Origin of the sequence: Neisseria sp. CP9 (genome assembly GCF_047758525.1) — a bacterium.
In the GTDB taxonomy this organism is placed as follows: Bacteria; Pseudomonadota; Gammaproteobacteria; order Burkholderiales; family Neisseriaceae; genus Neisseria.
Genome location: NZ_CP180502.1, coordinates 42,565 through 56,020, shown reverse-complemented (window position 1 = coordinate 56,020; position 13,456 = coordinate 42,565). Strand labels below are relative to the sequence as shown.

9 protein-coding genes and 2 pseudogenes are annotated in these 13,456 nt (G+C 46.6%); all 11 read right to left on the bottom strand.

Features of this window, described 5'->3' with window-relative positions; genetic code table 11:
- Positions 1-44 precede the first annotated feature (44 nt).
- The 11 genes and pseudogenes from ACMYUL_RS00190 to ACMYUL_RS00140 all read right to left on the bottom strand — a co-directional run bounded on the left by ACMYUL_RS00190 (position 45) and on the right by ACMYUL_RS00140 (position 13,434).
- Positions 45-1,667, bottom strand: a complete 1,623-nt coding sequence (locus tag ACMYUL_RS00190) for an RHS repeat-associated core domain-containing protein (RefSeq protein WP_415771454.1) — start codon at positions 1,665-1,667, stop codon at positions 45-47.
- Positions 1,668-1,746: 79 nt separating this feature from the next.
- A complete protein-coding gene (locus tag ACMYUL_RS00185) occupies positions 1,747-2,274 on the bottom strand; it encodes a hypothetical protein (RefSeq protein ID WP_415771452.1) in 528 nt (175 codons plus the stop codon).
- A gap of 225 nt (positions 2,275-2,499) precedes the next feature.
- A complete protein-coding gene (locus ACMYUL_RS00180) occupies positions 2,500-2,967 on the bottom strand; it encodes an SMI1/KNR4 family protein (protein WP_003762528.1) in 468 nt (155 codons plus the stop codon).
- Positions 2,968-2,982: 15 nt separating this feature from the next.
- A pseudogene (locus tag ACMYUL_RS00175) lies at positions 2,983-3,303 on the bottom strand (HNH/ENDO VII family nuclease); the annotation flags it as partial.
- A 135-nt stretch (positions 3,304-3,438) separates the two neighbouring features.
- Positions 3,439-4,176 (bottom strand): annotated as a pseudogene (locus tag ACMYUL_RS00170) (RHS repeat-associated core domain-containing protein); the annotation flags it as partial.
- A 425-nt stretch (positions 4,177-4,601) separates the two neighbouring features.
- Entirely contained in the window at positions 4,602-5,609 is a 1,008-nt protein-coding gene (locus ACMYUL_RS00165; protein ID WP_415771449.1) for an IS5 family transposase, read from the bottom strand.
- 30 nt (positions 5,610-5,639) lie between these two features.
- Positions 5,640-5,972 carry a hypothetical protein gene (locus tag ACMYUL_RS00160; RefSeq protein WP_415771447.1) on the bottom strand — a complete coding sequence of 111 codons (333 nt, stop codon included), beginning with the start codon at positions 5,970-5,972 and terminating at the stop codon, positions 5,640-5,642.
- Between the two features lie 12 nt (positions 5,973-5,984).
- The gene (locus ACMYUL_RS00155) at positions 5,985-7,793 is read right to left on the bottom strand and encodes an RHS repeat-associated core domain-containing protein (protein WP_415771445.1); all 1,809 of its coding nucleotides are present in this window, start codon (positions 7,791-7,793) and stop codon (positions 5,985-5,987) included.
- A gap of 144 nt (positions 7,794-7,937) precedes the next feature.
- Entirely contained in the window at positions 7,938-8,582 is a 645-nt protein-coding gene (locus ACMYUL_RS00150; RefSeq protein WP_278601177.1) for a hypothetical protein, read from the bottom strand.
- A gap of 58 nt (positions 8,583-8,640) precedes the next feature.
- Complete coding sequence (locus ACMYUL_RS00145; protein WP_415771442.1) at positions 8,641-12,861, bottom strand: PAAR-like domain-containing protein; 4,221 nt, start codon at positions 12,859-12,861, stop codon at positions 8,641-8,643.
- 120 nt (positions 12,862-12,981) lie between these two features.
- Positions 12,982-13,434 (bottom strand): hypothetical protein, encoded by a 453-nt coding sequence (locus ACMYUL_RS00140; protein WP_415771440.1) that lies wholly within the window; start codon positions 13,432-13,434, stop codon positions 12,982-12,984.
- Positions 13,435-13,456 lie beyond the last annotated feature (22 nt).

Below are 13,456 nucleotides of genomic sequence, written 5' to 3'. Positions count from 1 at the left end.
TAGACCTTAAAAGTTGAGTATTGTACTATTTTGTTTTTAGTTGACTATATTTCATCTGCACCCGCAAGACTTTGTTGCCTTCTAGAAGGCTTTGATGACAGAGAAGAGCCTGCTTGAGCAATCCATATTTGAGAGGTTCCATCAGCAAGTGTTACCCTTGCCAAGGCTAACGTAGTGAAACCATCTCTATTTTTTTCTGTCAAATTATCAGACAATTTATCAATTCTTCTTGCAAGATCCTCATCATTTTTTCTATTTGGATTGGGTATACATGCTAACCCTAAAGGATCAATCCAAATCTGAATATTAGACGAAAACCGATAAAGATTATCTCCACCCCACAACCCAATCGGATCCTGATTCACAAACCGACCCGCATCAGGCTCATAGTACCTGAAGAAATTGTAATGCAGCCCCGTCTCACGGTCGGCATACTGGTTTTGCAGGCGGAAGGGTTGGTATGCGCTATCCGTTACCTTAGTTTCCTCTTTCAGACGACCCCAGCCGGTATAGTTGCCGAACCATAAGAGGTTGCCATCCTTATCGGTCATCTCACGCGGGATACCGATTTGGTCGCAGTGGAAGTAGTGGATTTGTTGTCGGCTTTCGCCGTCTTCGGTTGTCCAATCGCGGACTTGTGCTAAAGGCTCGTAGGAATCCGGGTCGGTATAGATATAGGTATATCTGCCGTCCGGGTGGATTTCCTGCAGTAAATGGCTGCCTTCCCAAACGAAGCGGGTTTGGTTGCTGAGGTCGTCTGAAACTTCCTGACTGTCTTTCAGACGACCTTTGCCTATCCTTCTGCCCAAAGCGTCGTAGCTGTACGTCCAAGTTTCTTTCGTGCCGTCTTTTTTGAAGATTTCCGCCTTAACCAGTTGGTCGTGCAGATCGTAGAAATAGTTCTGCACTTCTCCGTCAGCCAGTTCGCGGTGGATCAGGTTGCCGAGGTCGTCGTAGTAATAGGTCGTGCCGTTGTAGGTTTTCAGGCGGTTGTCCGGGACGGTAGGGCTATTGTTATCGGACAGGATATTGTGTGCGGGGTCGAAGGCGAACAGTTCGTTACCCGCTTGGGTAATCCTGCCCAGTCTGTCGTACTCGAATTGGGTCGTGCCCGTCCGCTGGTCGGTGCTGTGGGTCAGGTTGCCGGTACGGTCATAGCCGTAGCTGCGTTTGACGGCGGTTTGGCTAAAACCCGCCGCTACTTTGGTTTTGCCTTTGCCGCCTTCCGCCAGGTCGTTGAGGGTGGCGATTTGCCGTTTCAGACGACCTAAGGGGTCGAGTTCGTAACGGCTGGCGAGTTTACCCTGTGTGCGGTAGATTTCGCGGTGCAGCTGATCGCGTTCGATGTCGGTGATGACTTCGTCGTCGAGGCTGATTTGGTGCAGGTGACCGCTGCCGTAGTACAGGTAGTTGATCTGTCTGCCGTCGGGCAGGACGGTGGCGGTACGGTTGCCGTTGAAGTCGTAGTGGTAGCGGATGGTTTCGGTAACGGGCAGGTACAGCATGTCGTACTGCGCATCACGCCAGTCGGTGTCGGGCAGGCCGTTTCGGGCGTTCTCTTCTTTAGTCGGCACTTTCCATTGGTGCTGGGCGATGAGTTGGCCGTTTTCGTTGTAGTCGAAGCAGGTAAGTGGTGATGTATAGAGGAAAAGGTCGTCTGAAAACATATTTCAGACGACCTTGATATTTTATTAGATCTCAACTCAACCTACGGCTTATTTTAGATTTTATTAAATAGTCGAGTTTTTAACAAATTGACATAAATCCTTCGAATGTTTTAGGCCAAGGTGCTCTGTTAAAACATTCCTTTAAGATTTTAGTGTCATTGGTCAAGTTATAAAATACTTCGAATAAATCTTTTCCTAGTAGATATATATCTCCTACAAAATCTGTTGCGTATATATTAAATTCATTAGGTAAATCTTCACTATATATATCCCAAAATAAATAATAACCTGACTCACTTTTAGCAAATGGTTCCATTCGTTTCATTAAATCTAATAATTCATCTGGATAATAGTCAATATATTCATTAATATTATTTATATATGTTGATTTTATATCTTCACGAGCATTTTGCCACGAATCATGAAACTTAGGATTTAGAGGGATGTAAATTAAGTAATTATCCAATACCCTTCCCCAGCCAAATTGTGCTGCGAAAGATTGATAAGAATAAGGAAATGATTTGCTATTTGCAAATTTAAATTCTTTCAAGTATTTTTTATCAGCCAATACTTGAGAAGTATTCAATATTTTTAAGTCATACTCCATGTTGTATTTTCCTATTTCAAAATTTTGTTAGTTAAGTTGATTTGAATATTTTAACTGGTAGTTGCTCTATATTGCGGTAAATCGAGGCTGATGGCTGACCGACTTTCCCATCCATAATTCCTCCGGTATTTTTGGATGAAAATTATAGAGAAAGGTCGTCTGAAAATTGATTTCAGACGACCTTAAGGTTTTGTTAGGGTTCAATTCAACCTGTGGCTACTATCATTATAAATAGTTAGAATAAATTTTAGGAATTTCTATTTTCAAAAAATCTAAAAAATTTTCTGCATATAAATCATGATTACCCGTGGATAAATCAAAGCAATAAACTTCTTCATTTGCCTTATTGTTTATAACTTTAAAATAAAAAAATCCTATATCATTAACTTCTAGAAAGAAAAGTTTATCATGATTATCTTTGTTATAATTAATGTTCCAGTTATAAGTATAGAAAATATCCTGATCAGCATCATCTCTATACTCAGGAGGAAATACTGTTTTGATTAGTTCGCCCCATAATGTTATGGAGTCGTAATTTTTAATAAACCATCGATAGTATTCAGGTAGTTTCAGATTAAATTCCGACTCCCCAGCGGCAATCCAACCTTCATCAATTGAATTATTTATTCTACATATAGAATTTGGTAGCTTATTAAGCATTTCGGTTATTTGTTTAATTAATTGAGTATCCATAAAAATCTCCAGTTTTTAATCACATGTTCTTCCAAAGTCTTTTGCTCTTTCTTTCCAGTATGCAGAGCGATAATTATCAAATTCAGCAGCTAATGTCGATGGGGTTCCATCGTTATTTCTTCTAAAACTCGGAAATCTTGGAAGAGTTTGTGAGCGTTTGTTTGGATTTCTTGGGAAAGGAATATGCAATATAGCTGTATATTTCGTATGTATTGTCCAAGAAACCTCTGCCAAACTACCGCGCTTTCCATTTCTTAGCACTTCTTGCTGGGTAAGATGATGTAATTCAACAGATTTACCATCTTTACCAATAGGAGCCATTCCTTCACACATCCTATCTAAATTAGTACCACATTTATATCCTGTTGGTGATGTAGCATCCTTCCAACTAACTTTTCTAGTAGGAGTAAATAAAGTGTCATTTTTATATACTCTTCTACCTAAAACTTCTGTTTTTGTCCATCTACTCCATCCTAATGCATCTATCCATTTTAGAATATTGGGTGCGAAATGGTAGAAATTATCCCCACCCATCAACCCAATCGGATCCTGATTCACAAACCTCCCAGCATCAGGTTCGTAATACCTGAAGAAGTTATAGTGCAGCCCCGTCTCACGGTCGCAATATTGGTTCTGCAATCGGAAAGGTTGGTGCGCCGTTCCCGTTACTCTGGTTTCCTCTTTCAGACGACCCCAGCCGGTATAGTTGCCGAACCACAGCAAATTGCCGTCCTTATCGGTCATCTCACGCGGGATGCCTATTTGGTCGCAGTGGAAGTAGTGGGTTTGTTGGCGTTTTTTGCCGTCTTTGGTTGTCCAATCGCGGATTTGCGCTAAAGGCTCGTAGGAATCCGGGTCGGTATAGATATAAGTATACCTGCCGTCCAAGTGGATTTCTTGAAGCAGATGGCTGCCATCCCAAACGAAGCGGGTTTGGTTTTCGAGGCTACCTGAAACTTCTCCGTCTTTCAGACGACCTTTGCCTATCCTTCTGCCCAAGGCATCGTAGGTGTAGGACCAAGTTTCTTTCGTACCGTCTTTTTTGAAGATTTCCGCCTTAACCAGTTGGTCATGCAGATCGTAGAAATAGTTCTGCACTTCGCCGTCGGCGAGTTCGCGGTGGATCAGGTTGCCGAGGTCGTCGTAGTAATAGGTCGTGTCGTTGTAGGTTTTCAGGCGGTTGTTGGTGATGGCGGAGCGGTCGTCTGAAGGTTATTTCAGACGACCTTGATATTTTATTGGGTCTCGACCCAACCTACGCTTGCTGTTGGGGCTCGACTCAACCTACGACTACTTCAATCAAAAAGGAATGATTTGATTAACTCCATTACCGGAAGAAAAATATTTTTTATTGTGGTCTAGGGATTTTGACCAAAAATAACTTTTCAATATTCTATTAGGTTTAGTATTTAATTTTTCATCTAGCCATTTCATGCCTTTATTAAAATTCTTGTTGGCTTTTCGTTTTAGTTTCAAAAGCATTTTTTGAGACCTTTGCAAAATTCCTTTTCCCCCAACAGCCGAAACCTAAACAAAGATTTTCGGCTGTTTTCGTTTCAAATATCCACTAATTTTACCCAAATACCCCCTTAATCCTCCCCGGATACCCGATAATCAGGCATCCAGGCCACCTTTTAGGCAGCAACAGGCACACTTAGCCTGTTAGCCGCTTTCAACAGGTTCAAACACATCGCCTTCAGATGGCTTTGCGCACTCACTTTGAGCAGACCAAAATAGGCTGCCCGCGCATAACGGAATTTACGGTGCAGCGTACCGAAGCTTTGTTCCACCACATAACGGGTCTTCGACAAATACCGGTTACGTTTGGTTTGCGCTTCCGTCAGCGGACGGTTGCGGCAGGCTTTGCGCATAATGCCGTCTAACAACCGATGCTCTTTCAGATGTTGCCGGTTTTCCTTGCTGTCGTAGCCTTTGTCGGCATAGACGGTCGTACCTTCGGCAATGCCTTCCAACAAAGGCGACAGATGGTTACACTCATGGGTATTGGCGGGGGTAATGTGCAGTTTCTCGATATAGCCTTCCTCATCGGTGCGGGTATGTTGTTTGTAACCGAGTCTGTATAAACCGTTTTTCTTTGTCCAGCGGGCATCGCTGTCTTTACTCGGTGTGGTTTGTCCGCTGACTTGTCCTTCTTCATCGACTTCTATGGCCTGACGCTGTTTGCTGCCGGCGGTCTGAATAATGGTGGCGTCAATGACGGCAGCGGATGCTTTCTCTACTTTTAGGTTTTTTTCGGTCAGTTGGCGGTTAATCAGTTCCAGCAATTCGGACAGGGTGTCGTCTTGCGCCAGCCAGTTGCGGTAGCGGCATAAGGTGCTGTAATCGGGGATGCTCAGTTCGTCAAAACGGCAAAACAGGTTGAAATCGATGCGGGTGATGAGGCTGTGTTCGAGTTCGGGATCGGAGAGGCTGTGCCATTGTCCGAGCAGGACGGCTTTGAACATGGACAACAGGGGATAGGCGGGACGGCCGCGGTGGTCTCTAAGGTAACGGGTTCTTTGACGATTCAGGTACTGCTCGATCGGCTGCCAATCAATCACCTGATCCAACTTCAATAGTGGGAAGCGGTCGATGTGTTTGGCAATCATGGCTTGTGCGGTTTGCTGGAAGAAGGTGCTCATGGAAAATCCCCTAAATGTCTTGGTGGAAATTTAGGGGATTTTGGGGAATTTTGCAAAGGTCTCTTTTTGTGTAAATTCATCATTGTTAACGCATGAAATTACGCCACAATATACTTTTGAGTCAGTTTCACTGTATTTATGAACTGATAAAAACTTCTCAAAACATGTAGGCTTCTTTTTGGTATTTTCTGTTTGATAAACAGCTATATTATATATAAATGAGCTTTTTGTATTTGGTTTATTATCAATATAATTAACCCATTTTTCATTTATAGGATCATAAACAAATAATTCATTCTCTGTAATAAAAGTATTTAAAAAATTTATGAAATCATAATCAGATGAGCAAATATTGCAATACATAAAATCTCCAGTTTAATCACAAAGCTTAGGTTGACATTTACTATTGGTATAAGACCAGAAGGTAACTTTTTCATGTGTATCAGGCTGTCCCGCTAAGGCTTTTTCTAAATCTTCAATAGCCTCCCTTTCTCTCAGAATTGGTCTCTTATGACCTTTTCCAACATTACCATGATGAGTAATTCCAGAGCTATCAATCCATGTAATATCTGGTCTACGGGATTCCTTATGCCCTCCTGGAGTATCGATAACTCTTTCTGGTTTTCCTTTTCTGCCTCCTGCAACAACTTTACCACCACAGCGTTCAACTTCTTTAGCTAGAGCGCTAATAGTCTTATTATGCGCTCCACCTTTTCTTTTGGGACCACGTTTTTTAGGACATTTACCATCTTTTCTTCGACGACCATATCTGCACAGACCTAATACGTCCAACCATAATTGAATATTTGGTGCAAACTGATAAAAGTTATCTCCACCATATAACCCAATCGGATCCTGATTCACAAACCGACCCGCATCAGGTTCGTAATACCTGAAGAAGTTGTAGTGCAGCCCCGTCTCACGGTCGGCGTACTGGTTTTGCAGGCGGAAGGGTTGGTATGCAGTATCTGTTACTCTGGTTTCTTCTTTCAGACGACCCCAGCCGGTGTAGTTGCCGAACCATAAGAGGTTGCCGTCTTTATCGGTCATTTCACGCGGGATGCCGATTTGGTCGCAGTGGAAGTAGCGGGTTTGTTGGCGGTTTTCGTCGTCTTCGGTTGTCCAATCGCGGACTTGCGCCAGCGGTTCGTAGGAATCCGGGTCGGTATAGATATAGGTATACCTGCCGTCCGGGTGGATTTCTTGCAGCAAATGGCTGCCGTCCCAAACGAAGCGGGTTTGGTTTTCGAGGTCGTTCCCGCTTAAATCATGCGGGAATGACGTTTCTGAAACTTCTTCGTTTTTCAGACGGCCTTTTCCTATCCTTCTGCCCAAGGCGTCGTAGGTGTAGGACCAAGTTTCTTTCGTACCGTCTTTTTTGAAGATTTCGGCTTTAACCAGTTGGTCGTGCAGGTCGTAGAAATAGTTCTGCACTTCGCCGTCGGATACTTCGCGGTGGATGAGGTTACCGAGGTCGTCGTAGTAATAGGTCGTGCCGTTGTAGGTTTTCAGGCGGTTGTCGGTGATGGCGGAACGGTCGTCTGAAAGCGGTGCGGTCGTTTTGCCCTCTCCCCGACCCTCTCCCACGGGAGAGGGGGCAGGGTATGGTTTGACCTTTTCCGTCGGGATGTCGAGGATATTGTGCGCGGGGTCGAAGGCGAACCGTTCGTTGCCGGCTTGGGTAATCCTGCCCAGTTTGTCGTACTCGAACTGCGTCGTGCCCGTCCGTTGGTCGGTACTGTGGGTCAGGTTGTCGGTGCGGTCGTAGCCGTAGCTGCGTTTGACGGCGGTTTGGCTCAAACCCTCCGCTACTTTGGTTTTGCCTTTGCCGCCCTCTGTCAGGTCGTTGAGGGTGGCGATTTGCCTTTTCAGACGACCTAAAGGATCGAGTTCGTAACGGCTGGCGAGTTTACCCTGTGTGCGGTAGATTTCGCGGTGCAGCTGATCGCGTTCGATGTCGGTGATGACTTCGTCGTCGAGGCTGATTTGGTGCAGGTGACCGCTGCCGTAATACAGGTAGTTGATCTGTCTGCCGTCGGGCAGGACGGTGGCAGTACGGTTGCCGTTGAAGTCGTAGTGGTAGCGGACGGTTTCGGTAACGGGCAGGTACAGCATATCGTACTGCGCATCGCGCCAGTCGGTGTCGGGCAAACCGTTTCGGGCGTTCTCTTCTTTGCTCGGCACCTTCCATTGGTGCTGGGCGATGAGTTGGCCGTTTCCGTTGTAGTCGAAGCAGGTCAGAACAGGAAAGGTCGTCTGAAAATTTTCAGACGACCTTGATGTTTCGTTGGATATTGACCCTACCTACGGCTTAACAAGATAATTTATTTAAGTTCGAAATTTATTAGGTAAAGTGATATATTTAATTTCATGTTTACTACGGAGTAATTCAAGGGCAGAAATATTTTCTAGGTTTCTTGCATAGCATATTTCGATTTTTTCTAGATTGGTCATATTTTCAATTCCGTCTAATGACTTGATACTTGGTCGTACTAACAGAAGATCTTTTAAGTTTGTAAGTTCATGAAATTCACTTAGATCTTTACCTTTGTAAGACCAGATATGTAATCTTTCCAGTTTGTGAGATTTGCCTACATTCTTAATTTTTCTTGAGTAATCGAATCTGATATCCTTTAAATTTTTAATAAGGGATATATCAATGTCGAAGGCTTTTTGTAGCAATAAGGTTTCAAGTTGCTCTAGTGAGTATAATGTCTCAAGATTGTAAATATTTTTAATTTCAAAATCATTTTCTATAGCAATGTATGGTAGTTCAGGATATTTTTTTAAATCTGAAAAATCAAGATCTACAGGATTTACAATTTTATCAGAATCTAAAAATAATGCACTAAGTTTCCCCATGATTCGAAGCCCGCATTTATATAATTTTGCCTGCTTAATTCCAGCGTTCAAATAATTAGGTAGAACTTCTACTAAGTTAATATGTTTGTTATATCCACACGTGGTTTTCATAATATACCTCGATTAATACATGAACGGTTAATAGATATTTACACCTTCTATTTAAAAGTTAACAAGCAGATTTGCATTTTCCTGATTTAACATTTTCCATTCGTTGATTAATTACTTTTGCGTAACGATCGGCTATATTTCTTTCTCTAGCAGTAGTATTTTTATCAGCATATAGTTTTACACCATTTGAGAGTATTTTGTTCATAAATGATGGATTCAATTTTGCATTATGGATCGCCATTAATCTGGCTTCTACCATAAGTGCCATTTTATCGCTTTTTAATTTAACATGGACACAAGCAGTAGGTTTAGACATTGGATTCGATTGTTTAGGCCCAGTTCTATACCTAATTGATCGTCTCATTCGTGATAAAGGACCTTTACCAATATATGATTGAGTCATGTCTGTAAAAAAATAAACACCGCGAAGACCTAAAAAATCCACCCAAGATTGTGTATTAGGAGAAAAAGTATACAAATTCTCCCCACCCCACAACCCAATCGGATCCTGATTCACAAACCTACCCGCATCAGGCTCATAATACCTGAAGAAGTTGTAATGCAGCCCCGTTTCACGGTCGGCATACTGGTTTTGCAGGCGGAAGGGCTGGTATGCGCTATCCGTTACCTTGGTTTCCTCTTTCAGACGACCCCAGCCGGTGTAGTTGCCGAACCATAAGAGGTTGCCGTCTTTATCGGTCATCTCACGCGGGATGCCGATTTGGTCGCAGTGGAAGTAGCGGATTTGTTGGCAGTTTTCGCCGTCTTCGGTTACCCAATCGCGGACTTGTGCCAGCGGCTCGTAGGAATCTTGATCGGTATAGATATAGGTATATCTGCCGTCCGGGTGGATTTCCTGCAGTAAATGACTGCCGTCCCAAACGAAGCGGGTTTGGTTGCTGAGGTCGTCTGAAACTTCCTGACTGTCTTTCAGACGACCTTTGCCTATCCTTCTGCCCAGGGCGTCGTAGGTGTAGTACCAAGTTTCTTTCGTGCCGTCTTTTTTGAAGATTTCCGCCTTAACCAGTTGGTCGTGCAGGTCGTAGAAATAGTTCTGCACTTCGCCGTCGGCCAGTTCGCGGTGGATGAGGTTGCCGAGGTCGTCGTAGTAGTAGGTCGTGCCGTTGTAGGTTTTCAGGCGGTTGTCGGTGATGGCATTGGAGTTGGCTGAAAGCGGTGTGGTCGTTTTGCCCTCTCCCCGACCCTCTCCCGCGGGAGAGGGGGCAGGGTATGGTTTGACCTTTTCCGTCGGGATGTCGAGGATATTGTGTGCGGGGTCGAAGGCGAACAGTTCGTTACCCGCTTGGGTAATCCTGCCCAGTCTGTCGTACTCGAATTGGGTCGTGCCCGTCCGCTGGTCGGTGCTGTGGGTCAGGTTGCCGGTACGGTCATAGCCGTAGCTGCGTTTGACGGCGGTTTGGCTAAAACCCGCCGCTACTTTGGTTTTGCCTTTGCCGCCTTCCGCCAGGTCGTTGAGGGTGGCGATTTGCCGTTTCAGACGACCTAAGGGGTCGAGTTCGTAACGGCTGGCGAGTTTACCCTGTGTGCGGTAGATTTCGCGGTGCAGCTGATCGCGTTCGATGTCGGTGATGACTTCGTCGTCGAGGCTGATTTGGTGCAGGTGGCCGCTGCCGTAGTACAGGTAGTTGATCTGTCTGCCGTCGGGCAGGACGGTGGCGGTGCGGTTACCGTTGAAATCGTAGTGGTAGCGGACGGTTTCGGTAACGGGCAGGTACAGCATGTCGTACTGAGCATCGCGCCAGTCGGTTTGGGGCAGGCCGTTTCGGGCGTTCTCTTCCTTAGTCGGCACCTTCCATTGGTGCTGGGCGATGAGTTGGCCGTTTCCGTTGTAGTCGAAACAGGTGATGCTGTGGCAGTTGGCGGCGCGGACGAGGTTGCCGTCCAAGTCGTATTGGTAAGCGGTTTCCTGAACCTTGTCGTTCTCGCGGGCAAGGGTGTGGATTAAGCGTCCCAATACATCGCGTTTGAACTCGGTAATCCGCAGCGGGGTTTGGTTGTCGAGGTCGTCTGAAAGCGGGGCGGCGTCTTTTTTGGGGACGGGCTGTCCGCCCAGCTGCGCCATCAGTTTGGCGGCGAGGGAGGCGTCGTCGCCGAATTCGCGCTGCTCGACCAGCTCGTTGCCGGCGTTGTAGCGGTAGCCGGTCAGTTTATGGTCGAAGCCGCTTTCGGTAATCAGGCGGTCGAGGACGTCGTAGGCAAAACGGTAGCGCGCACCGTTTTCATTGGTCAGACCGACTAAGCGGCGGGCTTTGTCGTAATGGTAGCCGAAGGTGTGTCCCAGCGCATTGGTGCGCCGGGTCGGCAGACCGTCTTGGCCGTATTCGTAGGAAGTGGTATGGCCTTCGCCGTCGGTATGGGTTTTCAGACGACCTGCGGCATCGTAGCCGAAGGTTTCTTTGCTGCCGTCGGGATAGAGGGCGAGGGTAAGGTTTTGGTCGGCGTCGTAATGGTATTCGGTGTGCTGTCCCAGCGCATCGGTAATGCGCGCCAGTTGCCCTTCGGGGGTGTAGGCCAGTTTGGTTTCGTAACCGGAACAGTCGGTAATGAGGTCGGGCTGGCGGTTTTCATTATAGTGATAGGCGGTACTGCTGCCGTTGGGGTCGGTCACCGACAGCAACAGACCGTTGCCGGCGTATTCGAAACGGGTGGTATGTTTCAGCGGGTCGGTATGGGTCAGCAGATTGCCCGCTTCGTCGTAGGTATAGCCGTCATAACGGCCTTCCGCATCGCTTTTACGGATCAGGCGGTAGCAGTCGTCATAGTCGAAATGCAGGATGGCGCCGTCGGGGCGGACGATGGCCTCCACCTGCCCCTCGTTGCTGTACTGATAGCGGGTAACGCGCCCCATTGCATCGGTATGGCTGAGCAGACGGCCCAAACCGTCGCGTTCCATCAATACAGCGCTGCCGTCGGCAAACACCCGTTTGGTCAGCTCGTTGTTGTAGTCGTAATGATATTGCTCGGTACGGCCCAACACGTCGGTTACCTCGGTATAGCCGTCGTGATAGGTAAAACGCCATTCCTCGCCCAAAGAAGTCCAGTTGCGCAACACCTTGCCGGTCGGGGTGTAATGGTCGTATTCGTATTCCGATACCAATCCTGCCGCATCCGTGTGCGACACCATCAGATTGTTTTTATAGCCGAAGCTGCGTTTGACGTTGCCGTCGCGGCCGATGACGCGAACCAAGTCGCCGCTATTATTGTATTCGTAGCGGACCAGCGGACTGCCGACCCGGACCGCTTCGCCGAAGGCGGGCAAACCCTCCAGCAGCGACACCGACAGCAGCCGCATTTTAGGCGACTGCTCATCCGCCACATTGCCGAAGTTCAGCGAGAACACCCGGCCGTTGCCGTCGATGACGTATTGCGGCAGACCGGTCAGCGGATGATAGACGAAACGCTGATGGTTGCCGTTGGCGTCTTCCACCGCCACCAGCGGGAAGAGGGTGGAATCTTCGTCCGAACCGTCTTCCGCCACCACCAAAGGCGCAAAACGCAGCGCTATCGAACCGTCCAGCGAAGCAATGACATAATGCCCGTCCGGATTTTTGCTGAACCAAATCTGTTCGCTCTCGAACAATACCGGCTCTTCATCGTCTTCATCGACTTCCGGCAGCGGGAACAGACGGCCCTGATCGTCGATATAGGCCAATCCCGCCGCATCGCGGATGATGCGTTGGCAGCCCGGCATGCTCCAGCCCTCGCCGAGCCAGCCGGTACCGTCTTGGTCGGAATAATAGCTGCGGTTCCAGACCAGCGGCAGGATGCCTTCAAAAGCAAAGTCGGTTTCACCCTCCAAAAACTTCAGCCCGTGTATCGGATTGACCGGACGGCCGGCAGCGGCGGCGGCTTTGCAGGAAATACAGGGTTTGGGCGGCAGTTTTTTTTTGAACTTGTTGTTCATGTGGAACATATCGCCGGCGCGAATGATGTGGCGCTTGCGGATTTTAACCGAAGAGGAGTGCATCATCGGCCAGGCGGGTTTGGTGGCGGTGCGCGACAACACCCCCTTGCGGCCCGGAAGGGCGGGTTCGTCGCCGGTAGTGCGGTTGGTTTTACTGGCCTTAAAGACGAAGGCGGGCTTGCGGTTGAGGCGGACGTCTTTGGCAACGGTTTTGGCGTTGCCCAAGTCGGCGAAGAGCGGGAAGGGGATGGGCGGTGTAACAGGAGGAGCGGGAGGGGGCGCCCAGCAGAAATCGGGGAGGGTACAGATTACATAGAAGTCGCTGTCTTTACGGGCGATTTTATTGAATGCCATGGCGGCTTACTCCTGTTGGGGATGGGGTCGTCTGAAAAGCAGAACCCGTGTGCGTGCGTACCGCACGCACCCTACGTCGGGATTGGAGGTTTCATGCGGGCTACGGCTTGCTTTTATGCTTTAGGTTTCAGCAATTTGTATTTTAAATAATCTAACTTCAATGTCATTTTCTTCGGTGTGGATATCAATTACCTCTTGTTCATTTAAACAGAATAAAGTCATATCTAAAGATTTTTGCTCTAATGAATAAGTTCTTAAGAATTTAGCTAGATTTATAATTTGAAAATGTATGTATATAGGAATGTAATCATAAAAAATTATTAAGAATTCTTTTTTAGGGGAAGAAATAAAATTTAGATTTTTAGCTAAATCCTCTTTGCTTATTTTATATGGGAATTTAAATTTTGGCTCTTTAGTACATATGTCTTTGTCCTCTATTTCTAGAATCCATTCTGAATTATTAGGTATTTCATTTGATATTGCTAAGAGATTGATACCATCCACTCTTCCCATCATTTTTTTTGCATGCAGTATAGATAGTTTGTCTTGTAACTTTTTGTTATTTTTTTCCATATTGTGAATCTCCAGTATTTAG

What these genes read in the sequence shown, in the direction of transcription:
- ACMYUL_RS00180 (WP_003762528.1), bottom strand. Translation starts at nt 2,967, where the DNA reads ATGGATACTCAATTAATTAAACAAATAACCGAAATGCTTAATAAGCTA.
- ACMYUL_RS00165 (WP_415771449.1), bottom strand. Translation starts at nt 5,609, where the DNA reads ATGAGCACCTTCTTCCAGCAAACCGCACAAGCCATGATTGCCAAACAC.
- ACMYUL_RS00185 (WP_415771452.1), bottom strand. Translation starts at nt 2,274, where the DNA reads ATGGAGTATGACTTAAAAATATTGAATACTTCTCAAGTATTGGCTGAT.
- ACMYUL_RS00190 (WP_415771454.1), bottom strand. Translation starts at nt 1,667, where the DNA reads ATGTTTTCAGACGACCTTTTCCTCTATACATCACCACTTACCTGCTTC.
- ACMYUL_RS00150 (WP_278601177.1), bottom strand. Translation starts at nt 8,582, where the DNA reads ATGAAAACCACGTGTGGATATAACAAACATATTAACTTAGTAGAAGTT.
- ACMYUL_RS00160 (WP_415771447.1), bottom strand. Translation starts at nt 5,972, where the DNA reads ATGTATTGCAATATTTGCTCATCTGATTATGATTTCATAAATTTTTTA.
- ACMYUL_RS00140 (WP_415771440.1), bottom strand. Translation starts at nt 13,434, where the DNA reads ATGGAAAAAAATAACAAAAAGTTACAAGACAAACTATCTATACTGCAT.
- ACMYUL_RS00145 (WP_415771442.1), bottom strand. Translation starts at nt 12,861, where the DNA reads ATGGCATTCAATAAAATCGCCCGTAAAGACAGCGACTTCTATGTAATC.